Below are 20560 nucleotides of genomic sequence, written 5' to 3' on the forward strand. Positions count from 1 at the left end.
CTGAATTCAGGATGCTCTGTACTGTGGTGGGATGCTGACCGTCGCTTCCGACATCGACGTGCTGGCGCGCTTCGGCCGCGCGCTCGCCGATCCGATCCGCTGCCGGATCCTCCTTGCGCTGCGCCAAGCCCCGGCCTACCCCGCCGACCTCGCCGACGCACTCGGCGTCTCCCGCACCCGGCTCTCCAACCACCTGGCGTGTCTGCGGGACTGCGGCCTCGTGGTGACCGTTCCGGACGGGCGGCGCACCCGCTACGAGCTCGCCGACGAACGTCTCGGCCACGCGCTCGACCAGCTGCTCGCCGTAGTGGTCGCGGTCGAGGAGGGCAAGACCTGCCCGGACGCCGCCACGGAGGGCTGCTGCTGATGGTGGCCCTGTCCCTGGGGCCGTCCCCGGCCCGCCGCGATACGCTCACCCGCCGGATACGGCTGCTGGTGGCCGCGACGATCACCTACAACGTCGTCGAGGCGATCGTCGCCCTCATCGCCGGCACGGTCGCCTCCTCCACCGCGCTGATCGGCTTCGGTCTCGACTCTGTCATCGAGGTCTCCTCCGCAGCCGCGGTCGCCTGGCAGTTCTCCGCGGCCGACCACGCGGTCCGTGAGGCTCGGGAGAAGGCCACCCTGCGGATCATCGCGGTCTCCTTCTTCGTCCTCGCCGCCTACGTGAGCGTCGACGCGATCCGTGCTCTGGCCGGCGCCGGCGATGCCGACCGCTCCATCACCGGCATCGTGCTCGCCGCCCTGTCGCTCGCGATCATGCCGTTCCTGTCCGCCGCGCAGCGCCGCGCCGGGCGCGAACTCGGTTCCGCCTCGGCCGTGGCGGACTCCAAGCAGACCCTGCTGTGCACGTACCTCTCCGCCGTGCTCCTGGTCGGCCTGCTCCTCAACGCCACCCTCGGCTGGTCCTGGGCCGACCCGTTCGCCGCGCTCGTCATTGCGGCCATCGCCGTCAAGGAGGGGCGTGACGCCTGGCAGGGGAAGGGGTGCTGCGCACCGACGCCCCCGACGGTGACGGCCCCTGCCGGGGCGGGCGCGGACGCGTGCGGCTGCCGCCACGGATGCGGCTGAGCCTCGTCCGCGGTGTGGGGGCCGGGTCAGGTGCCTCCGGTCAGAGGTCCAGTTCGGCCCAGACGGTCTTGCGGGGTGGCAGGCCCGGGGTGACGCCCCAGCGGTCGGCGAGCGCGTCGACGAGGAGCAGGCCGCGGCCGGACTCCGTGTCGGGGTCGGGGAGTCGCGGACTCGGCAGGCGGTCGCCGCGGGTGTCCGTCACCTCGATGCGGAGGGTGTCCGCGACGACGTGGAGCAGCAGGCGGAAGTCGCGGCCGGGGATGCGGCCGTGGGCTGCCGCGTTGGCCGCCAGCTCCGCGATGACCTGCCGTGCCGGGTCCAGCGGCAGGCCCCAGGAACGCAGTTGCTCGGTGGCCAGCAGGCGGGCCAGGCGGGCGCCGCGTGGGGTGGGGGAGAGCTGGAGGCTGAAGTTGCGGATGGGGGAGGCGAGTTCGGGGGAGTTCTGCTTCACGTCACTCAGCGTGGCCGCCAGTGCCTACTGTGAACAGTGACTCAGCGGGTGCGTACGGTAACTGTCCGGAGCTTGTCCGGCGCTGTCCGGGCTGTCGGGGCCGGGCGTACGGGTAGGGCGCTGAGCACGGTCGTACGACGGCGGAAGGGTGCGGGATGGCGGTCGAGGCGGACTCGGGGCGGCTCAAGAGCGAGGCGGACGAGCCGGGTTGGGAGGTGGACCCGGACGACGAGTGGGGCGTCGCGGTCATCGCCACGGTCGGGCGGCAGCTGAAGCTGCGGCGGGAGGCGGTGGGGATGCGGGCCGGCGAGTTCGGGACGGCGGTGGGGTACGGCGAGGACATGGTCTACAAGATCGAGGGCGGGAAGCGGATCCCTCGGCAGGACTATCTGGCCAGGGCTGATGAGGTGCTGGGGGCGGGTGGGCTGATTGCGGCGGCGTGGGAGGACGTGAAGAGGGTTCGGTACCCGAAGAGCGTGCGGGCGCTCGCACAGCTGGAGGCCAAGGCGGTTGAGCTGGGGGTGTACGTCGGGCTGAGCATCCATGGGCTGTTGCAGACTCCGGAGCATGCCCGAGCCTTGTTCGAGGCGTGGCAGCCGCCGTACTCGGAGGAAGAGGTGGAGCACCTGGTCGCCGCGCGCATGGCCAGGAAGGCCATCTTCGAGCGTTCTCCTGCTCCGGCGCTCAGCTTCGTCCTGGAAGAGGCGACGCTGCGCCGTCGGGTTGGAGGCACAATGGTGTGGCGTCAGCAGCTCGAACACCTGCTGGGGGTGGCCCGCTTGCGTAACGTCACGCTTCAGGTGATGCGGCTGAGCTCGGGAGCTCACCCTGGGCTGGACGGCAGGATCGAGGTGCTGAAGTTCGCCGACGGCACTGCAGTGGGTCGCTCCGACGGCGCGTTCAGCGGTCGGCCAACAGCTGATCCGAAGCACCTGCGGATCCTTGAACTGCGGTATGGCACCATCCGGGCGCAGGCTCTTACGCCGGGGGAGTCGCTGGCCTTCATCGAGCAAGTGCTGGGAGAAACATGATCCGCAAGGCTTCTGCCGAGGACGTCTCTGAACTGGTCTGGTTCAAAAGCAGCTACAGCGACGGCCCTGATGGCAACTCCTGCGTCGAGATCGCGATAGCGCCCCACGCCATCCACGTCCGCGACTCCAAGCACGCCACCCAGGGCCCCCGGCTCGCGCTCACGCCGGAGGCCTGGGTCGGGTTCGTGGCCTCTGTCTAGTCTTCGTTCCGAAGGACGCTCACCGCGCGGTCGAACGCCGAGTCCCGGTTCTTCGCGAACTCCTCCTTCGTGAAGACCGGTTCGCTCAGGTGGGGCGGGATGCCGGAGCCGTCGTAGGTCCGGCCCGAGCGGTTCAGGAACTCCTCGTTCGGAAGCCAGGCCGTCATGCCGCCCGGCAGGTTGCGTGCCATGACGTCCGAGAAGACGCCCTGGGTGGGCTGACCGACGCGGATGGTGCCGCCAGGGCGGTCGATGAGGGCCTGGGCGAAGGTCTCGCCCGCGCTGACGGTGGAGCCTCCGGTGAGTGCGGCGATCGGGCAGTCCATGCGCCACAGGCCGTCGGTGTTCGGTTTGCCGGCGGTGGCGGCTGCTGTGGCGGGCACTGCGGCTGTTGCGGCGAGGGCCAGGGCGAGGACGGTGGCGGTGGCGGCGCGCATGATGAATCCCCCGGGCATGTGGTTCGGTCGTGTGCCCTACGGTGCCTGGGGGAGTGGGGAGCGGACCATCCGGTGGGCTGGTGGGCCGGGGTGGGGGCAACCCCCGGAAACGGGTATGCCGACGGGGTTGCAACACTGGGGCATGACTTCCGAACCCGCTTGCGAAGACCTCGACTTGGATGCCATCGAGGAGGCGTGCGCGGCGCCGGGCCCCGCCTTCGTCGCCATGGCGAGAGAGGCGGTGCCGCGTCTCGTGACGGAGGTCAGGCGCCTGCGGTGGCTTGTCGAGTACGGGGCATGTCCCACGGCCGGCACCACGGGCACCGAGTTCGTGCTTCCGCTCGACGACGAGATGCTTGCGTACTTCCGCGAGATGACGGACGTACTGGTGGAGCGGATCGGTATCTCCCGCGCGGAGGCGGTTGCCAGGATCAACGCGATGTACGGAACGCGGGAGTCGGCCTCCTGGGGCGTGGAGCTGATGGGCCACGAACTGCCGGAGTACTGGGCGTACGGGACGTACTACAGCCCGGGTCACCAAAAACGCCTACCGATTGGAGATCCGCAGGTGGACGCGGACATCGACTTCGGCACGCTCCCCGTCCGCCCTGCGCCGCCGCGGGACTCGCCGTACTGGACGCTGGACGAGTAGTGGCACGATGTGCGCACACGTGATCGAGCGAACGGGGAGACCGGCGTCATGGCCCGCTACATGGAGACACTGACCGTCGAGCGGGGCGGTTTCCGGATCAAGGTGCCGGAGTCGTGGTGGGAGTTCGACGTACGGCCGGAGTCGCGGGACGACTCGATCCGGCGGATGGTGAGCGAGCGCGTTCGTCAGCGGCCGGAGCTGGAGCAGTACCGGGACGCGTACGTCGACTTCCTCCAGAAGGCCGCCGCGGATGCCTGGAAGTCGGGCGCGATGTACTGCGGCTGCATGGCGGAGAGCTTCGGCGGGGACACGCCGATCACGGGTTCGGTGACCGTCTCTCTCGTCGGCGGCCGCAACGAGCGGGGTGAGCCGCTGTCGAACGACCCGGCCGTCATCGCGAGTCAGCTCGCGGTCAAGGAGGCGAAGCGGGAGGGCGACTCGTGGCGGAAGGTCACGACCGTCGACCTCCCGGGCGTCGGTCCGGCCCCGCGCACGTACGGCATCGAGGACATCGCCGTGCCGGGCGACGCGCTCAACCGCACGATCCGCGCCGTGCTGATGCAGACGTACATCCCCGTGCCGGGCCAGGAGGGCAAGGTGGCCCTGGTCGCCGGCAGCAGCCAGGTCCTCGACCTCGCGGACTCCTTCTTCGACATCTTCGACGCGATCACGTCGACGTTCCGGTTCACGGGCTGATGTGCCGGTGTCTCGTGTGTGGGACTGGGAGAGCGGTGAGGGCCTGCTGAGGCTGGACGACCCGGGGGAGTGGGACTCGGCCTTCGAGCGTGGCGAGGCGCATCTCGGGACGGCGGTGATCGGCCTGGCGAACCACTGCTCGCCGGCGGAGGCATCTCCGCGGATCGCCCGGGCCATGCGGCTGCCGGACGCTGCCCAGTGGGGGTTCGCCTTCACGGCGGCGGGTCACGTGGCCCGCCTGAACGGGGAGTTGACGCCCGAGCTGTACGCGGCCCTGCGCGCGGAGGGGCACGGCGGCGCCGCCGAGCACGCCATCAGGGACACCTTGACCTTCGTACCGTTCCGGAAGCTGCCGCCGTGGTTCAAGCGGCGGTGGGTGTACGTGGCGGCGCGGGACAGGCTGGAGGCCTGGTGGCTGCGATGCGTGTACGCCGCAGAGGATGCTTGGAGGGCCGCGCGCGGACGCAGGTCCTGATGCCTGTCTCCGCTGGTCAGCACATTGGTTCAGTCCGTGAATCCGGTAGTCGCGTACTGAGGGAGTGGTTCGGAAGATGTGGCGTGAAGTTGTAGGAGCGTTCCCATCCGCGGAACTCCGCGCCTCTGCGGATACCGGTGCTCTCTTCCGGATCGAGGAAACTCTTGGGGCGTCGTTCCCCGGAGACCTTCGATCGTTTCTGCTGGAGAGCGACGGGCTCTCAGACGAACACGGCACCGACCTCGTTTGGTCTGCGGAGCGCATTCTGAGCGAAAACCTCTCATTTCGTGCGAATGAGCAGTTCCGTTCGCTGTACAGGCCCTTCGATTCTCTCGTCTTCTTCGGCGACAACGGCGGGGGTGACCAGTTCGCCTTCGTTCGGCTGCCGGAGCGCAACGAGGTGTTCGTCTGGGATCACGAGACGGACGACAGGAGCCTCGTCGCGCCTAACCTCTTGACCTACCTGCGCAACGCACTCGGCAGCGATGGCGAGGATTGGTACCGGTAGTCCGCGGTGGGCGGATTGGTTTCCGTCGAACGACTGTGCCTCGTAAGTTCACGTGTGCATACGGTTGTTGACGGTGGTGTACGCGTGACGGGGGTTGCGGTATGGCGGGGCACAGGCCTTCGGACTGGCATGTTCTGGACTTGGACAAGGATCCGACGCCTGGTGATCCGCAGCGGGTGCGCACACTCGCGAAGCATCTGCACGACTTCGCCGACGACGTCTCCGACGCGCTGCGTCTGGTCAAGGGCATGGCGGGCGAGGGCACGCTCCTGGAGTGGGCGGGCAAGTCCGCGGACGTCTTCAAGGAGGACTTCGCGGATGTGCCGAAGAACCTCAAGAAGCTGAAGAAGTCCTATGAGATGTGCGGGGATGCGCTGGCGGACTTCTGGCCGAAGCTGGAGCGTGCGCAGTCCCTGGCGGACAAGGCCCTGCGCAAGGGCCGCGAGGCCCGCGACAGCCTCTCCTCCGCCCAGTCCCGTCTCACCTCGGCCGACTCGTGGGTGACACGGGCCGGCAAGGAGGCGGACAAGTACAAGGACGACCCGACCGGCAGCAAAGGCGCCGAGAAGCCTGATGAGGCCAAGGTGCGGGCGGCGACCCGGGACGTCCAGCACGCCAAGTCGGCGCAGTCCAAGGCCCAGTCGGACGTCTCCGACGCGCAGGACGCGCTGGCCGCGGCGAAGAAGATGGCCGCGGACGCCCGCTCGATGCGCGACGAGGCCGCCCGGGAAGCCAAGTCGAAGATCGACGAGGCGTCGGATGCCGGTATCCGGAACCGGTCGTGGTGGGAGGAGGTCGGCGACTGGTTCACCGACAACTGGGACACCATCGTCGCGGTGTGCAAGGTCGTCGTTGCCGTGGTCGGCATCGTCGCAATGATCATCGGCGGTCCGATCCTGGGCGTGATCGTGCTGATCGCCGCCGCCGTCGTGTTGGCCGACACGCTCTACAAATACTCCAAGGGGCAGGCATCCCTGTGGGATGTGGGGCTGGCCGCGCTGGACTGCATACCGGGCATGAAGGGGCTGACGACGCTCGGCGGACTGGCCAAGGGGATGAAAGCCCTCGGCAAGACGGGGCTCAAAGGGATGGCCCAGGGTGTAAGGGGCTTGGGCAAGAGCGCCCGCAGCATGCTTGGACGCTCCAAGGACGCGTTCGCCCGAACGCAGGCGAGGATTCGCAAGGGCCTGAGCGATCCGATCGACATGGCTACCGGCATGATGTTCCTGCCCCAGACGGACGTGGAACTTCCTGGGGCGCTGCCTCTGGTATTCCAGCGTCGCGTGCAGTCCGACTATCGAGCCGGCTGGTGGTTCGGTCCGTCATGGACGTCTACCGTCGACCAACGCCTTGAATTTGACGCACAAGGCGTCATTCTCGTCACTGACGATGGTCAACTGCTGTCGTACCCGCACCCTGTCGGCGACGAACCGGTGCTGCCGGAAGTGGGACCGCATCTGCCGCTCGCTCGTCTCGACGACGGTGGGTACCAGGTGACGGATCCGTACTCCGGTCTGGAACTGCGATTCGGACGGCCGGGCAGCGACGGCTCCGCCCCATTGGTTGCGCTGACCGACCGCAACAGGAGACGCGTCGAGTTCTCCTACGACGAGGTAGGCGCACCGTCGGCGATCCGTTCTTCCGGCGGGTACCACCTCCGGTTTGCCACCGACGACGACCGTGTCACGGCCATGTACCTCGTGGGTGGAGCCGAGAACGGTGACGACGCTCTGATCAGACGGTACGTCTACACGGACGGAAACCTCACGGAGGTGCATGGTCCGCTGGGCCTGCAGTTGCGCTTCGAGTACGACGACAGACTGCGTGTCGTCTCTTGGACCGACTCGAATGGCAGTCGTTACAGCTACACGTACGACGAGGTGGACCGCTGCGTTGCCGAGGGCGGTGTGGCCGGCCACTACACGCTGTCACTTGCCTATGAGGGGACGGATCCGGCCTTCCCGGGGATGCATGTCACCACAGCCGTTACGGGCGAAGGGCACGTTTCCAAGTACGTCGTCAACGACGCGTGTCTGATAATCGCGGAGATCGACCCGAACGGCGCTGTGACGCGTACGGAATACGACGACTCCCGCCATGTGACGGCACGTGTCGACCCCCTCGGCAACCGAACCCACATGGTCAACGACGAATTCGGACTGCCCACTCGCGTCACCCGGCCGGACGGCCTGGAAACCGTCGCCGAGTACAACGCCCTCCATCTGCCCGTCCTGATTCGGCAGGAGGACGGGACCACGATCCGTCACACCTATGACGAGTGCGGTAACCGCACGTCCGTGACGGACGAGTCGGGCGCCACGATGACCTTCGGCTACGACGGCACGGGCCACCTGGTGTTCGCGATGGACGTTCTGGGCAACACCCTGCGCGTTCGGAACAACCAGGCAGGGTTGCCCGTGGAAGTGGTCGACCCGCTGGGCGCGGCCACGAGGTACCGGTACGACGCGTTCGGACGGCTGCGCACGGTGGTGGATCCCACGGGTGGTCAGACGCACCTGTGGTGGTCGGTCGATGGGCAGCTGTTGCGCCGACGGGGGCCACAGGGGAGCGAGGAGTCGTGGACGTACGACGGCGAGGGGAACTGCCTGAGTCACCGGGACAGTGAGGGCCGCACAACTCGCTACGAGTACACGCATTTCGACGCACTCGCGGCCGAGATACGCCCCGATGGCGGGCGGTACGTATTCGAGCACAGCGCGACGCTGCAACTGACCAAGGTTGTCAACCCACAAGGCCTGACCTGGCATTACGAGTATGACCCGACAGGTCGGCTGACAGCGGAGACCGACTTCGACGGACGCCGGGTCGACTATGCCTACGACCTGGCGGGACGGCTCCTAGCCAGGCAGAACGCGGAGGGACAGCGGGTCGAGTACCAATACGACGCGCTCGACTGCACTGTGGCCAAGACGGTCGATGGCACAACAACGCACTACGAACGCGATGTTATGAGCCGCGTCCTGCGCCTGGCGAATCCGTACAGTGAAATCTCGTATGAGCGAGACGTCGCCGGCCGTGCCGTCTCCGAGATGGTCGACGGCCGGGTGCTGCGGCGGACCTACGATCGACTGGGCCGGCCCACCCAGCGGGTCACGCCGGGCGGCGCGATCACGTCGTACGGATATGACGAGGTCGGCCAACTGTCCGAGATGAGCAGCGCGGGTCGCATCCTGCGATTCTCGTACGACGCAGCCGGTCGTGAGCTGTCCAGGGCGCTCTCCCCCATGGGGCTGTCGGTGTCTCGGAAATGGGACGGCGCGGGCCGTGTAGCCGAACAAGATGTGACCAGCACGGCCGGCACCCTGCTGCGACGCAAGTACAGCTACCGCACGGACGGTCACCTGGTCGCCGTCGACGAAGGAGCGGGCGGCCTGCGTCAGTTCGAACTGGATTCGGCTGGACGAGTCATCGGTGTTGAGGCACGCGGGTGGCGAGAGAGGTACGCCTACGACGCCAACGGCAACCAGACGTACGCGGAATGGCCCGACCGGCATCCCCGTGCTGATGCGCGAGGAGACCGCCATTACCAGGGCAACAGACTCGTACAGGCAGGTTCGGTCAGATACGTCTACGACGCAGCCGGCCGGGTCGTAACGCGCCGGAAGAGCAGGCTCTCCCGCAAGGCCGACGTGTGGCACTACACCTGGGACGCAGAAGACCGGCTGACTTCCGTCATCACGCCGGACGGTACGTTGTGGCGCTATCGATACGACCCTCTTGGCCGGCGGACGGCCAAGGAGCGCCTCGACGCCGACCACATGACAGTGGTCGAAGAGGTCCGGTTCACCTGGGACGGGGCTTATCTGGCCGAGCAAGAGATCATCGGGCCGGACCTGCCCCGTCCTGTCGTGACGACTTGGGAGTACGACGGACTCCATCCGGTGGCGCAGACGGATCGACGGCTGGATGCCATTTCCCGGGAAGAGGTCGATTCGCGCTTCTTTGCCATCGTCACCGATCTCGTCGGAACACCGACTGAACTCTTCGACGAGGGCGGAGAACTGGTGTGGAAGGCTCGCGCGACCTTGTGGGGAACTACGGCCTGGAACCAGGGAGCCTCCGCCTATACACCATTGCGGTTTCCGGGGCAGTACTTCGATCCGGAATCCGGTCTGCATTACGACGTGACACCCATCTACGAGGGAACGAACCCGGTTCCGATTCGGCTGGAATTCGAGGCGTTCGGCAACAAGGGCTTCTCGCTGAGTGGTTGGCTGGACAACCCAGCCGCAGGCGTGAGAACAGCATGAAGACCGTAACGGCTCCCAACGCCTTCCCTGTCGATGCGCCGTATGTCTACGACGAGGAGCACCATGACGCGCACCACTCCCGAGCGCCCCGTGGACATCGAGCAAGTGATTCCCGAGCTGTCCGAATACCGTCAGGTCAGTACGCGATTGCATCCGAGGCGAGGGACACCGACCGCGGAGGAAAGTTCGGTGGGCGGTCCGTTTCTGTGGCCGACGGATGAGCCTTGGCCGCAGTGCACCGAGTCGCACAAGAAAAGGTTCGGTGAGCGCCTCAGCGAAGTCCGTCAGACGCGGGAGCTTCTGGCTGCCGGACCGACGGAGGAGGAGTACGAACTTCTCCGTTCCTTCCGCCGGGGGAAGCACGCGCCGTGGCTGACGGACACGGATCCCATCCCGCTCATGCCGGTCGCTCAGTTCTACACGCGTGACGTACCGGGCCTCGCCCTCCCCGATGACGCGGACCTGCTCCAAGTCTTCTGGTGCCCGTTCAACGCGCACGGGCAGGAGCGCAACGTCGGGGTCCACCTGTTCTGGCGCAGGGCCGCGGAGGTCACCGAACTCTTGATGGACCAGCCAGGACCAGTGGTCGTCGGACGTGCGGGTTATGTGCCGGATCCCTGTGTACTGCATCCTGAACAGGTGCGCGAGCATCAGTGGGGGCATTTGCTGCCGTTCCCGCTCCGCGCCCGGCTGGACGAGTGGGAGGACTGGGACGACGAGGACGCGGTCAGCTATCAGTTCGACCTCTCGATTCCCCCGGGCTGGAAGGTGGGCGGGTTCGCGGCTTGGCCCGTCACAGGCCCGCAGGACGTGGTGTGTCAGTGCGGACAGTCGATGAACCTTCTCCTGACCGTCGACAGCAGGGAATGGGACAGGGGGACCCGCAGTTGGGTCCCCATCGAGGATCGCGACGTTGCGGACACGGAGGCCAACACCCCCACCTCGATCGTGGTGGGTCGTAACGGCCGCCTGATGATCTTCGTCTGCCCTGCGGACTGGTCGCATGCCCAGCGAGTCGTCCTGCAGTGACGCTTCCGCCGAGTCCCGGCCGTGACGGCCACGCGGGGCCGCCCTGACGACCGAAGAAATGCTGTCAGGCACGGGCTGGCGACGCGGCCGTTTCGGTACCGACAGACAAGCGCGGCGGCCTCCTGGGAGGGATGCGCGAAGTGCCCGACATCACTGTCCGACCCGTGGTCACGTCAGCTCATGCCGAGCCCATGGCGCGGGTGGTCTTCGCCGCGCTCGGAGGCGTCGTGGAGATCGGCGCCGTCCGGGCTGCTGGGACCTGGGTGCTCGCCGACGTCTCCGCGGGGGACTTCCTTGCCCCCGTCAGGACGACCTGCGGTGCCTCATGGGATCTGTCCGCTCGGTCTGCCGGTTCCGTGAAGCGATCATGGCCATCGCCGACGAGCTCGGGTATTTCCGGGACCACGAGGTGCACGCAGCCTCCCTGCTGCTGTGGTCCGAAGGGATCGCCGGCCTCCCCGACCCCGTGGAGCGGCTGGAGGAGCCCGCGCTGGTGCGGCGCATGTGCGGTATCGGTGCCGATCTTCAGCTGACCCGGCTGCTTCAGGCCCTCGTCACCGCCGCCCTCGCTGCCGGCACCGAGCCGGGGGAGGGGGCCGCCGGGATGGCGGAGATCCTCCGCCTCGCCTGCGGCCTCGTCGAACCGGGCCGCGCTCGGACCACCCCCGCCGAAGTCCACCGCATGCCCGTCGCCCACCTCCCCGCCATCCTCCGCCCGGCGTCCGACGCACCCGACTGGGGGAAGGCCGGCTACCGGGCCTACGACGCAGAGCTGGAGCGGGTTCTTCGAGGGGAGGGGCCGGGGGCGGTCCGGCCTTGTGTTTGACCCACGTCACCCCCGGGGTATTCTCCTCGGCTCGATTGGCGTCCGCCATGCCCCGTATGGCAGACTGTCCGAGTTGCTCGGTCGAGTGTTGATGCTGCGCGCCTCCCGCCGGGAGGACCGGAAGCGAGTCCCACAGTACTCGTCGTCCTAACTGCCACCACGGCAGCGCTGGGGCGGACGTACGGGAATCTTTCGGGAAGTGTCAGTGCGGCACCGGCCAGGCACCCGGTGGCCTTCTAGGTCCCGGCCTGCGGTTCCGGAAGGGCCGTGCGCATTCCCTGCAGGGATGTTCGAACAAGGGACATCTGTGTCAGCGGAAGAGCGACACGCCCGACCGCGTGGGTCGGAGGGAAGCAAGTGAACACCGGGTTCCAGAGCGTTACGAGAGACAGGACTACTAGTAGCCATGGCGGGACAGAAGATCCGCATCCGGCTCAAGGCCTACGACCACGAGGTCATCGACAGCTCGGCGAAGAAGATCGTCGAGACGGTGACGCGTACTGGTGCGTCGGTCGCAGGCCCGGTGCCGCTGCCCACTGAGAAGAACGTGTACTGCGTCATCAAGTCGCCGCACAAGTACAAGGACTCGCGCGAGCACTTCGAGATGCGCACGCACAAGCGCCTGATCGACATCCTCGACCCGACCCCCAAGACCGTTGACTCTCTGATGCGACTCGACCTCCCGGCCGGTGTCGACATCGAGATCAAGCTCTGAGGCCGGTGATCTGAACGATGGCTAAGCAGATCAAGGGCATCCTGGGCGAGAAGCTCGGCATGACGCAGGTGTGGGACGCGAACAACCGTGTTGTTCCGGTCACCGTCGTCAAGGCCGGCCCCAATGTCGTCACCCAGGTCCGCACGAACGACGTCGACGGCTACGAGTCCGTCCAGATCGCGTTCGGCGAGATCGACCCGCGCAAGGTGAACAAGCCCCTCAAGGGCCACTTCGCCAAGGCCGACGTCACTCCCCGCCGCCACCTCGTCGAGATCCGTACCGCTGACGCCAGCGAGTACACCCTCGGCCAGGAGATCACCGCTGAGGTGTTCGAGGCCGGCATCAAGGTCGACGTGACCGGCAAGAGCAAGGGCAAGGGCTTCGCCGGTGTCATGAAGCGTCACAACTTCAAGGGCCTCGGCGCCGGACACGGCACCCAGCGCAAGCACCGCTCCCCCGGTTCCATCGGTGGCTGTGCCACCCCCGGCCGCGTGTTCAAGGGCCTCCGCATGGCGGGTCGCATGGGCAACGAGCGTGTCACCACCCAGAACCTGACCGTCCACGCCGTTGACGCGGAGAAGGGTCTGCTGCTCATCAAGGGCGCGGTTCCCGGTCCGAACGGCGGCCTCGTCCTGGTCCGCACCGCGGCCAAGGGGGCCTGAGGTAACCGATGAGCACTGTTGACATCCTTTCGCCTGCAGGCGAGAAGACCGGTAGCGTCGAGCTCCCCGCGGAGATCTTCGGCGTGGAGAAGATCAGCATTCCGCTGATCCACCAGGTCGTCGTCGCGCAGAACGCCGCTGCCCGCCAGGGCACGCACAAGACCAAGCGTCGCGGTGAAGTCCGTGGTGGCGGCAAGAAGCCGTACCGCCAGAAGGGCACCGGCCGCGCCCGTCAGGGTTCGACCCGCGCGCCGCAGTTCGCCGGTGGTGGCGTCGTCCACGGCCCGCAGCCGCGTGACTACTCGCAGCGGACGCCCAAGAAGATGAAGGCTGCCGCGCTGCGTCACGCCCTCACCGACCGGGCCCGCCACAACCGCATCCACGTCGTCTCCGGCGTCGTCGAGGGTGAGAGCCCGTCGACGAAGGCCGCCAAGACGCTGTTCGGCAAGATCTCGGAGCGCAAGAACCTGCTCCTGGTCGTCGACCGCGCCGACGAGGCCGCGTGGCTGTCCGCCCGCAACCTGCCCCAGATCCACATCCTGGAGCCGGGCCAGCTGAACACGTACGACGTTCTCGTCTCGGACGACGTGGTCTTCACCCAGGCCGCCTTCGAGTCCTTCGTGTCCGGCCCGAAGGCCAATGACACCGAAGGGAGCGAGGTCTGATGGCTATCCGTCACCCCGCTATCGCCTCCAAGGCGGCGAAGAAGGCCAAGGCCGCGCGCGTCGCCAAGGCGCGCCGCCACGCCGCCGAGGGCAAGAACACCGTCGAGACCCCGCTGAGCAAGTCCTTCACGGACCCCCGTGACGTGCTGCTCAAGCCGGTCGTCTCCGAGAAGAGCTACGCGCTCCTCGACGAGGGTAAGTACACGTTCGTCGTGGACCCGAGCGCCAACAAGACCCAGATCAAGCAGGCCGTCCAGGCGGTCTTCTCGGTCAAGGTCACCGGGGTCAACACGATCAACCGCCAGGGCAAGCGCAAGCGGACCCGCACCGGCTTCGGCCAGCGCGCGTCCACCAAGCGCGCGATCGTGACCCTCGCTGAGGGCGACCGTATCGACATCTTCGGCGGTCCGACCGCGTAAGCGGGTCGGATCGTCCGATATCGGACGAGGACTGAGAAATGGGAATCCGCAAGTACAAGCCGACTACGCCGGGCCGTCGTGGCTCCAGCGTCGCCGACTTCGTCGAGGTCACGCGGTCCACGCCGGAGAAGTCGTTGGTCCGCCCCCTGCACAGCAAGGGTGGCCGTAACAACTCCGGTCGTGTGACCGTCCGCCACCAGGGTGGTGGCCACAAGCGCGCCTACCGCGTGATCGACTTCCGTCGTCACGACAAGGACGGCGTGCCGGCGAAGGTCGCGCACATCGAGTACGACCCCAACCGCACCGCGCGCATCGCGCTCCTGCACTACGCGGACGGCGAGAAGCGCTACATCCTCGCGCCGCGTGGCCTGAGCCAGGGCGACCGCGTCGAGAACGGTCCCGGGGCCGACATCAAGCCGGGCAACAACCTTGCCCTGCGCAACATCCCGGTCGGTACCACGCTGCACGCCATCGAGCTGCGTCCGGGCGGCGGCGCGAAGTTCGCCCGTTCCGCCGGCGCCTCGGTGCAGCTGCTCGCGAAGGAGGGCTCGATGGCCCACCTCCGCATGCCGTCCGGTGAGATCCGCCTGGTCGACGTGCGCTGCCGCGCCACCGTCGGCGAGGTCGGCAACGCCGAGCAGAGCAACATCAACTGGGGTAAGGCGGGCCGTAAGCGCTGGCTGGGCGTTCGCCCGACCGTGCGTGGTGTGGTCATGAACCCGGTGGACCACCCGCACGGTGGTGGCGAAGGCCGTACTTCGGGTGGTCGCCACCCGGTGTCCCCTTGGGGCAAGAAGGAAGGCCGTACTCGTTCGCCCAAGAAGGCGTCGAACAAGTACATCGTCCGCCGCCGCAAGACGAACAAGAAGCGCTAAGGACGGGTTGAGATGCCTCGTAGCTTGAAGAAGGGACCCTTCGTCGACGACCACCTGATCAAGAAGGTGGACGCGCAGAACGAAGCCGGTACCAAGAACGTCATCAAGACCTGGTCCCGTCGCTCGATGATCGTGCCGGCCATGCTCGGCCACACGCTCGCGGTGCACAACGGCAAGACCCACATTCCGGTGTTCGTCACCGAGTCGATGGTCGGCCACAAGCTCGGCGAGTTCTCGCCGACGCGCACCTTCCGGGGTCACGTCAAGGACGACCGGAAGTCGAAGCGCCGCTAAGCGCGGGGTGGAATGACCATGACAGACACTGGAAGGACAACCATGGAAGCCAGGGCCCAGGCGCGGTACATCCGCGTCACGCCCATGAAGGCCCGCCGTGTGGTGGACCTCATCCGTGGCCTCAACGCCACGGAGGCTCAGGCGGTCCTGCGTTTCGCCCCGCAGGCCGCGAGCGTGCCGGTCGGCAAGGTGCTGGACAGCGCCATCGCCAACGCCGCGCACAACTACGACCACACCGATGTCGACAGCCTCTTCATTTCCGAGGCCTACGTCGACGAGGGCCCGACCCTGAAGCGGTTCCGGCCGCGCGCCCAGGGCCGTGCCTACCGGATCCGCAAGCGGACCAGCCACATCACCGTGGTCGTCAGCAGCAAGGAAGGAACCCGGTAATGGGCCAGAAGGTAAACCCGCACGGGTTCCGGCTCGGCGTTACGACCGACTTCAAGTCGCGCTGGTACGCCGACAAGCTGTACAAGGACTACGTCAAGGAAGACGTCGCCATCCGTCGGATGATGACGTCCGGCATGGAGCGCGCCGGCATCTCCAAGGTCGAGATCGAGCGCACCCGTGACCGCGTGCGTGTGGACATCCACACCGCTCGTCCGGGCATCGTCATCGGCCGCCGTGGCGCCGAGGCCGACCGCATCCGCGGTGACCTCGAGAAGCTCACGGGCAAGCAGGTCCAGCTGAACATCCTCGAGGTCAAGAACCCCGAGACCGACGCGCAGCTGGTTGCCCAGGCCGTCGCCGAGCAGCTCTCCTCCCGCGTCTCCTTCCGCCGCGCCATGCGTAAGAGCATGCAGTCGGCGATGAAGGCCGGCGCCAAGGGCATCAAGATCCAGTGCGGTGGCCGCCTCGGTGGCGCCGAGATGTCCCGCTCGGAGTTCTACCGCGAGGGCCGTGTGCCCCTGCACACGCTCCGCGCGAACGTGGACTACGGCTTCTTCGAGGCCAAGACGACCTTCGGCCGCATCGGCGTGAAGGTCTGGATCTACAAGGGCGACGTCAAGAACATCGCCGAGGTCCGCGCCGAGAACGCTGCGGCCCGTGCGGGTAACCGCCCGGCCCGCGGTGGTGCCGACCGCCCGGCCCGTGGTGGCCGTGGTGGCGAGCGGCGCGGTCGCAAGCCGCAGCAGGCCGCTGGTTCCGAGGCCCCCAAGGCCGAGGCTCCCGCGTCCGCCGCTCCGGCTGAGAGCACCGGAACGGAGGCCTGACCGTCATGCTGATCCCCCGTAGGGTCAAGCACCGCAAGCAGCACCACCCCAAGCGCAACGGCATGTCCAAGGGTGGCACGCAGGTCGCGTTCGGCGAGTACGGCATCCAGGCGCTGACCCCGGCGTACGTGACGAACCGTCAGATCGAGGCCGCTCGTATCGCCATGACCCGCCACATCAAGCGTGGCGGCAAGGTCTGGATCAACATCTACCCGGACCGCCCCCTCACCAAGAAGCCCGCCGAGACCCGCATGGGTTCCGGTAAGGGTTCTCCTGAGTGGTGGATCGCCAACGTCAAGCCCGGACGTGTGATGTTCGAGCTGTCGTACCCCAACGAGAAGATCGCGCGCGAGGCCCTGACCCGTGCGGCTCACAAGCTGCCGATGAAGTGCAAGATCGTCAAGCGCGAGGCAGGTGAAGCGTGATGTCGGCCGGTACCAAGGCGTCGGAGCTGCGCGAGCTGGGCAACGAGGAGCTTCTCGCGAAGCTCCGCGAGGCCAAGGAAGAGCTGTTCAACCTCCGCTTTCAGGCGGCGACGGGCCAGCTCGAGAACCACGGTCGGCTCAAGGCCGTCCGCAAGGACATCGCGCGGATCTACACCCTGATGCGTGAGCGCGAGCTGGGCATCGAGACGGTGGAGAGCGCCTGATGAGCGAGAGCAACGTGACTGAAGAGACCAAGACGGACCGCGGTTTCCGCAAGACCCGCGAGGGTCTGGTCGTCAGCGACAAGATGGACAAGACCGTCGTCGTCGCCGTCGAGGACCGCGTCAAGCACGCGCTGTACGGCAAGGTCATCCGCCGTACGAGCAAGCTCAAGGCCCACGACGAGCAGAACGCCGCGGGTGTCGGCGACCGTGTCCTCCTCATGGAGACCCGGCCGCTGTCCGCGACCAAGCGCTGGCGCGTCGTCGAGATCCTCGAGAAGGCCAAGTAATCCCTCCTAGGGGGACCCCCTAGGCATCGTTCCGCCAGGCTCGGGGAGAAGCGTGAGTCATTCACGCTTCTCCCCGGGAACCGGCAGACAATCAGGAGATAGACGTGATCCAGCAGGAGTCGCGACTGCGTGTCGCCGACAACACTGGTGCTAAGGAGATCCTTTGCATCCGTGTGCTCGGTGGCTCTGGTCGCCGCTACGCGGGTGTCGGTGACGTCATCGTCGCCACCGTCAAGGACGCGATCCCCGGTGGCAACGTGAAGAAGGGTGACGTCGTCAAGGCGGTCATCGTTCGCACCGTCAAGGAGCGCCGCCGTCCGGACGGCTCGTACATCCGCTTCGACGAGAACGCCGCTGTCATTCTCAAGAACGACGGCGACCCTCGTGGCACCCGTATCTTCGGCCCGGTCGGCCGTGAGCTGCGCGAGAAGAAGTTCATGAAGATCATCTCCCTCGCGCCGGAGGTGCTGTGAGCATGAAGATCAAGAAGGGCGACCTGGTCCAGGTCATCACCGGTAAGGACAAGGGCAAGCAGGGCAAGGTCATTGCCGCTTACCCGCGCGACGAGCGCGTCCTGGTCGAGGGTGTCAACCGGGTCAAGAAGCACACCAAGGCCGGTCCGACGGCTCGCGGTTCGCAGGCCGGCGGCATCGTCACCACCGAGGCGCCGATCCACGTCTCCAACGTCCAGCTGGTCGTGGAGAAGGACGGCAACAAGGTCGTGACCCGCGTCGGTTACCGCTTCGACGACGAAGGCAACAAGATCCGCGTTGCCAAGCGGACGGGTGAGGACATCTGATGACGACCACCACCAGCCCGCGTCTGAAGCAGAAGTACCGTGAGGAGATCACGGGCAAGCTGCGTGACGAGTTCAAGTACGAGAACGTCATGCAGATCCCCGGTCTCGTCAAGATCGTGGTCAACATGGGTGTGGGCGACGCCGCCCGCGACTCCAAGCTGATCGAGGGTGCCATCAAGGACCTCACCACGATCACCGGTCAGAAGCCGGCCGTCACCAAGGCCCGCAAGTCCATCGCGCAGTTCAAGCTGCGTGAGGGCCAGCCGATCGGTGCCCACGTCACGCTCCGTGGCGACCGCATGTGGGAGTTCCTGGACCGCACCCTGTCGCTCGCGCTGCCGCGCATCCGCGACTTCCGCGGCCTGTCCCCCAAGCAGTTCGACGGCCGTGGCAACTACACCTTCGGTCTCACGGAGCAGGTCATGTTCCACGAGATCGACCAGGACAAGATCGACCGCACCCGGGGTATGGACATCACCGTGGTGACCACGGCGACCAACGACGCTGAGGGCCGCGCGCTCCTTCGTCACCTCGGCTTCCCCTTCAAGGAGGCGTGAGCGAGATGGCGAAGAAGGCTCTGATCGCTAAGGCTGCTCGCAAGCCCAAGTTCGGTGTGCGTGGCTACACCCGCTGCCAGCGCTGCGGCCGCCCGCACTCCGTGTACCGCAAGTTCGGCCTCTGCCGCGTGTGCCTTCGTGAGATGGCTCACCGTGGCGAGCTGCCGGGCGTGACCAAGAGCTCCTGGTAATCCCCCTAATAAGGGATTCGCAGGGCTCTCGGTAAGCATCTGGGGCGGCAGGACGTCCAGCTCACATGCCTTAGGCTTGTGGGGTTGGGCGTCTGCCGCCGCCCTTACGACTTACTACGCCGTAGGTCCACCGCGCCGCACCCGTCCCGTCTCGGATCGGGGAGAGGGATGGCGCACCAGGAAACCCCGGTGAGAGAGGCCGAAGGCCAATTCATGACCATGACTGATCCGATCGCAGACATGCTGACCCGTCTGCGGAACGCGAACTCGGCATACCACGACTCCGTGACGATGCCGGCATCGAAGATCAAGTCGCACATCGCGGAGATCCTCCAGCAGGAGGGCTTCATCACGGGCTGGAAGGTCGAGGACGCCGAGGTCGGCAAGAACCTCGTCCTGGAGCTGAAGTTCGGCCCCAACCGTGAGCGCTCCATCGCGGGCATCAAGCGGATCTCCAAGCCCGGTCTCCGGGTGTACGCGAAGTCCACCAACCTGCCGAAGGTTCTGGGCGGCCTGGGCGTGGCCATCATCTCCACGTCGCACGGGCTCCTGACCGACAAGCAGGCGCAGAAGAAGGGCGTGGGTGGGGAAGTCCTCGCCTACGTCTGGTAATTCGGGAACGGAGGAGAGACAGCAATGTCGCGTATCGGCAAGCTCCCCATCCCGGTTCCCGCCGGCGTGGACGTCACCATCGACGGCCGTACGGTCGCGGTCAAGGGCCCCAAGGGCGAACTGACCCACACCGTCATCGCGCCGATCGACATCGCTAAGGCCGAGGACGGCACCCTTCAGGTGCTCCGGCCGAACGACGAGCGGCAGAGCAAGGCCCTGCACGGCCTGTCCCGCACGCTGGTGGCGAACATGATCACCGGTGTGACCCAGGGATACGTCAAGAAGCTCGAAATCAGCGGTGTCGGTTACCGTGTCGTGGCCAAGGGCTCCAACCTGGAGTTCTCCCTGGGCTACAGCCACCCGATCCTGGTCGAGGCCCCCGAGGGCATCACCTTCAAGGTGGAGTCCCCGACCCGTTTCTCGGTCGAGGGCATCGACAAGCAGAAGGTCGGCGAGGTTGCGGCCAACATCCGCAAGCTGCGCAAGCCCGACCCGTACAAGGCCAAGGGCGTCAAGTACGAGGGCGAAGTCATCCGCCGCAAGGTCGGAAAGGCGGGTAAGTAAGCCATGGCATACGGACAGAAGATCCTTAAGGGCGACGCCTACAAGCGCGCCGCGATCAAGCGCCGCCACATCCGGATCCGTAAGCACATCAACGGTACGGCGGAGCGTCCGCGTCTGGTCGTTACCCGCTCGAACCGCCACATCGTGGCCCAGGTGATCGACGACATCAAGGGTCACACCCTTGCCTCGGCGTCCACCCTGGACACCTCGATCCGCGGTGGCGAGGGCGACAAGTCCGCGCAGGCCAAGCAGGTCGGCGCCCTGGTCGCCGAGCGCGCCAAGGCCGCCGGTGTCGAGGCCGTCGTGTTCGACCGTGGTGGTAACCAGTACGCGGGGCGCATCGCCGCCCTGGCGGACGCCGCCCGCGAGGCCGGACTCAAGTTCTGAGTCGGTTCCGTAGCTAGCGGAAA

The 20560-nt window shown here is 66.9% G+C and carries 30 protein-coding genes and 1 pseudogene; 29 read left to right on the top strand and 2 right to left on the bottom strand.

Translation table 11 applies throughout. The features are described from left to right. The first annotated feature begins 31 nt into the window (after positions 1 to 31). Positions 32 to 367, top strand: coding sequence for a helix-turn-helix transcriptional regulator (locus G3I77_RS23795; RefSeq protein ID WP_248506945.1), 336 nt, complete (start codon positions 32 to 34; stop codon positions 365 to 367). Beyond that, positions 367 to 1071: a cation transporter gene (locus G3I77_RS23800; RefSeq protein ID WP_248506949.1), complete on the top strand. Its 705-nt coding sequence runs from the start codon at positions 367 to 369 to the stop codon at positions 1069 to 1071. Before G3I77_RS23795 ends, G3I77_RS23800 begins: the two co-directional genes overlap by 1 nt. Before the next feature lie 40 nt (positions 1072 to 1111). Here the strand turns inward: G3I77_RS23800 and G3I77_RS23805 are convergent, their stop codons facing one another. After that, on the bottom strand, positions 1112 to 1522 hold the full coding sequence (locus G3I77_RS23805) for an ATP-binding protein (protein WP_248506951.1): 411 nt from the start codon (positions 1520 to 1522) through the stop codon (positions 1112 to 1114). Between the two features lie 155 nt (positions 1523 to 1677). On the opposite strand from G3I77_RS23805, the gene G3I77_RS23810 reads away from it, so the two are divergent. Together G3I77_RS23810 and G3I77_RS23815 are read left to right on the top strand one after the other, a co-directional pair. Next, positions 1678 to 2553: a helix-turn-helix transcriptional regulator gene (locus G3I77_RS23810; protein WP_248506954.1), complete on the top strand. Its 876-nt coding sequence runs from the start codon at positions 1678 to 1680 to the stop codon at positions 2551 to 2553. Further along, positions 2550 to 2753, top strand: a complete 204-nt coding sequence (locus tag G3I77_RS23815; protein ID WP_248506956.1) for a DUF397 domain-containing protein — start codon at positions 2550 to 2552, stop codon at positions 2751 to 2753. Before G3I77_RS23810 ends, G3I77_RS23815 begins: the two co-directional genes overlap by 4 nt. Here the strand turns inward: G3I77_RS23815 and G3I77_RS23820 are convergent. Further along, positions 2750 to 3070, bottom strand: a pseudogene (locus G3I77_RS23820) (S41 family peptidase); the annotation flags it as partial. The gene G3I77_RS23815 and the pseudogene G3I77_RS23820 sit on opposite strands and share 4 nt — an antisense overlap. Positions 3071 to 3332: 262 nt before the next feature. Here G3I77_RS23820 and G3I77_RS23825 point away from each other — a divergent pair. The 25 genes from G3I77_RS23825 to rplR all read left to right on the top strand — a co-directional run bounded on the left by G3I77_RS23825 (position 3333) and on the right by rplR (position 20537). Next, on the top strand, positions 3333 to 3842 hold the full coding sequence (locus G3I77_RS23825; RefSeq protein ID WP_248506958.1) for a hypothetical protein: 510 nt from the start codon (positions 3333 to 3335) through the stop codon (positions 3840 to 3842). Between the two features lie 48 nt (positions 3843 to 3890). Continuing rightward, positions 3891 to 4538, top strand: coding sequence for a hypothetical protein (locus G3I77_RS23830; RefSeq protein ID WP_248506961.1), 648 nt, complete (start codon positions 3891 to 3893; stop codon positions 4536 to 4538). Between the two features lie 7 nt (positions 4539 to 4545). Next, positions 4546 to 5013, top strand: coding sequence for a hypothetical protein (locus G3I77_RS23835; RefSeq protein ID WP_248506964.1), 468 nt, complete (start codon positions 4546 to 4548; stop codon positions 5011 to 5013). A gap of 76 nt (positions 5014 to 5089) precedes the next feature. Further along, complete coding sequence (locus G3I77_RS23840) at positions 5090 to 5521, top strand: SMI1/KNR4 family protein (protein ID WP_248506967.1); 432 nt, start codon at positions 5090 to 5092, stop codon at positions 5519 to 5521. A 140-nt stretch (positions 5522 to 5661) separates the two neighbouring features. Further along, the gene (locus G3I77_RS23845) at positions 5662 to 9792 is read left to right on the top strand and encodes a DUF6531 domain-containing protein (RefSeq protein ID WP_248506969.1); all 4131 of its coding nucleotides are present in this window, start codon (positions 5662 to 5664) and stop codon (positions 9790 to 9792) included. A gap of 63 nt (positions 9793 to 9855) precedes the next feature. Further along, on the top strand, positions 9856 to 10821 hold the full coding sequence (locus G3I77_RS23850; protein WP_248506972.1) for a hypothetical protein: 966 nt from the start codon (positions 9856 to 9858) through the stop codon (positions 10819 to 10821). A 367-nt stretch (positions 10822 to 11188) separates the two neighbouring features. Further along, positions 11189 to 11647 carry a hypothetical protein gene (locus G3I77_RS23855; RefSeq protein WP_248506974.1) on the top strand — a complete coding sequence of 153 codons (459 nt, stop codon included), beginning with the start codon at positions 11189 to 11191 and terminating at the stop codon, positions 11645 to 11647. Between the two features lie 406 nt (positions 11648 to 12053). After that, on the top strand, positions 12054 to 12362 hold the full coding sequence (gene rpsJ / locus G3I77_RS23860; protein WP_003948644.1) for a 30S ribosomal protein S10: 309 nt from the start codon (positions 12054 to 12056) through the stop codon (positions 12360 to 12362). Between the two features lie 17 nt (positions 12363 to 12379). Beyond that, entirely contained in the window at positions 12380 to 13024 is a 645-nt protein-coding gene (gene rplC, locus G3I77_RS23865) for a 50S ribosomal protein L3 (RefSeq protein ID WP_033308969.1), read from the top strand. Positions 13025 to 13032: 8 nt separating this feature from the next. Next, entirely contained in the window at positions 13033 to 13689 is a 657-nt protein-coding gene (gene rplD / locus G3I77_RS23870) for a 50S ribosomal protein L4 (RefSeq protein WP_248506977.1), read from the top strand. Then, entirely contained in the window at positions 13689 to 14108 is a 420-nt protein-coding gene (rplW, locus tag G3I77_RS23875) for a 50S ribosomal protein L23 (RefSeq protein ID WP_031105224.1), read from the top strand. Before rplD ends, rplW begins: the two co-directional genes overlap by 1 nt. A 38-nt stretch (positions 14109 to 14146) precedes the next feature. Continuing rightward, complete coding sequence (rplB, locus tag G3I77_RS23880; protein WP_010036731.1) at positions 14147 to 14983, top strand: 50S ribosomal protein L2; 837 nt, start codon at positions 14147 to 14149, stop codon at positions 14981 to 14983. 12 nt (positions 14984 to 14995) lie between these two features. Then, complete coding sequence (rpsS, locus tag G3I77_RS23885) at positions 14996 to 15277, top strand: 30S ribosomal protein S19 (protein WP_003992359.1); 282 nt, start codon at positions 14996 to 14998, stop codon at positions 15275 to 15277. 42 nt (positions 15278 to 15319) lie between these two features. Continuing rightward, on the top strand, positions 15320 to 15667 hold the full coding sequence (gene rplV / locus G3I77_RS23890) for a 50S ribosomal protein L22 (protein ID WP_248506981.1): 348 nt from the start codon (positions 15320 to 15322) through the stop codon (positions 15665 to 15667). Continuing rightward, the gene (gene rpsC, locus G3I77_RS23895) at positions 15667 to 16491 is read left to right on the top strand and encodes a 30S ribosomal protein S3 (RefSeq protein WP_030233882.1); all 825 of its coding nucleotides are present in this window, start codon (positions 15667 to 15669) and stop codon (positions 16489 to 16491) included. Before rplV ends, rpsC begins: the two co-directional genes overlap by 1 nt. A gap of 5 nt (positions 16492 to 16496) precedes the next feature. Continuing rightward, the gene (rplP, locus tag G3I77_RS23900) at positions 16497 to 16916 is read left to right on the top strand and encodes a 50S ribosomal protein L16 (protein ID WP_003992362.1); all 420 of its coding nucleotides are present in this window, start codon (positions 16497 to 16499) and stop codon (positions 16914 to 16916) included. After that, complete coding sequence (gene rpmC / locus G3I77_RS23905) at positions 16916 to 17140, top strand: 50S ribosomal protein L29 (RefSeq protein WP_003974259.1); 225 nt, start codon at positions 16916 to 16918, stop codon at positions 17138 to 17140. The genes rplP and rpmC overlap by 1 nt, the downstream gene beginning before the upstream one ends. Next, complete coding sequence (gene rpsQ / locus G3I77_RS23910) at positions 17140 to 17427, top strand: 30S ribosomal protein S17 (RefSeq protein ID WP_030839660.1); 288 nt, start codon at positions 17140 to 17142, stop codon at positions 17425 to 17427. Before rpmC ends, rpsQ begins: the two co-directional genes overlap by 1 nt. Before the next feature lie 104 nt (positions 17428 to 17531). Next, positions 17532 to 17900: a 50S ribosomal protein L14 gene (gene rplN, locus G3I77_RS23915; RefSeq protein WP_041985720.1), complete on the top strand. Its 369-nt coding sequence runs from the start codon at positions 17532 to 17534 to the stop codon at positions 17898 to 17900. A 2-nt stretch (positions 17901 to 17902) separates the two neighbouring features. Then, positions 17903 to 18226, top strand: a complete 324-nt coding sequence (gene rplX / locus G3I77_RS23920; protein ID WP_053674523.1) for a 50S ribosomal protein L24 — start codon at positions 17903 to 17905, stop codon at positions 18224 to 18226. Then, positions 18226 to 18783 (top strand): 50S ribosomal protein L5, encoded by a 558-nt coding sequence (gene rplE / locus G3I77_RS23925; RefSeq protein ID WP_003992366.1) that lies wholly within the window; start codon positions 18226 to 18228, stop codon positions 18781 to 18783. Before rplX ends, rplE begins: the two co-directional genes overlap by 1 nt. 5 nt (positions 18784 to 18788) lie before the next feature. Further along, positions 18789 to 18974 carry a type Z 30S ribosomal protein S14 gene (locus G3I77_RS23930; protein WP_003948630.1) on the top strand — a complete coding sequence of 62 codons (186 nt, stop codon included), beginning with the start codon at positions 18789 to 18791 and terminating at the stop codon, positions 18972 to 18974. 213 nt (positions 18975 to 19187) lie between these two features. Further along, the gene (gene rpsH / locus G3I77_RS23935; protein ID WP_030839654.1) at positions 19188 to 19586 is read left to right on the top strand and encodes a 30S ribosomal protein S8; all 399 of its coding nucleotides are present in this window, start codon (positions 19188 to 19190) and stop codon (positions 19584 to 19586) included. Between the two features lie 24 nt (positions 19587 to 19610). Further along, entirely contained in the window at positions 19611 to 20150 is a 540-nt protein-coding gene (rplF, locus tag G3I77_RS23940; RefSeq protein ID WP_003992368.1) for a 50S ribosomal protein L6, read from the top strand. 3 nt (positions 20151 to 20153) lie between these two features. Further along, positions 20154 to 20537 (top strand): 50S ribosomal protein L18, encoded by a 384-nt coding sequence (rplR, locus tag G3I77_RS23945; RefSeq protein ID WP_007494754.1) that lies wholly within the window; start codon positions 20154 to 20156, stop codon positions 20535 to 20537. Positions 20538 to 20560: the final 23 nt, after the last annotated feature.

The organism is Streptomyces sp. D2-8, assembly GCF_023184515.1.
Lineage (GTDB): Bacteria > Actinomycetota > Actinomycetes > Streptomycetales > Streptomycetaceae > Streptomyces.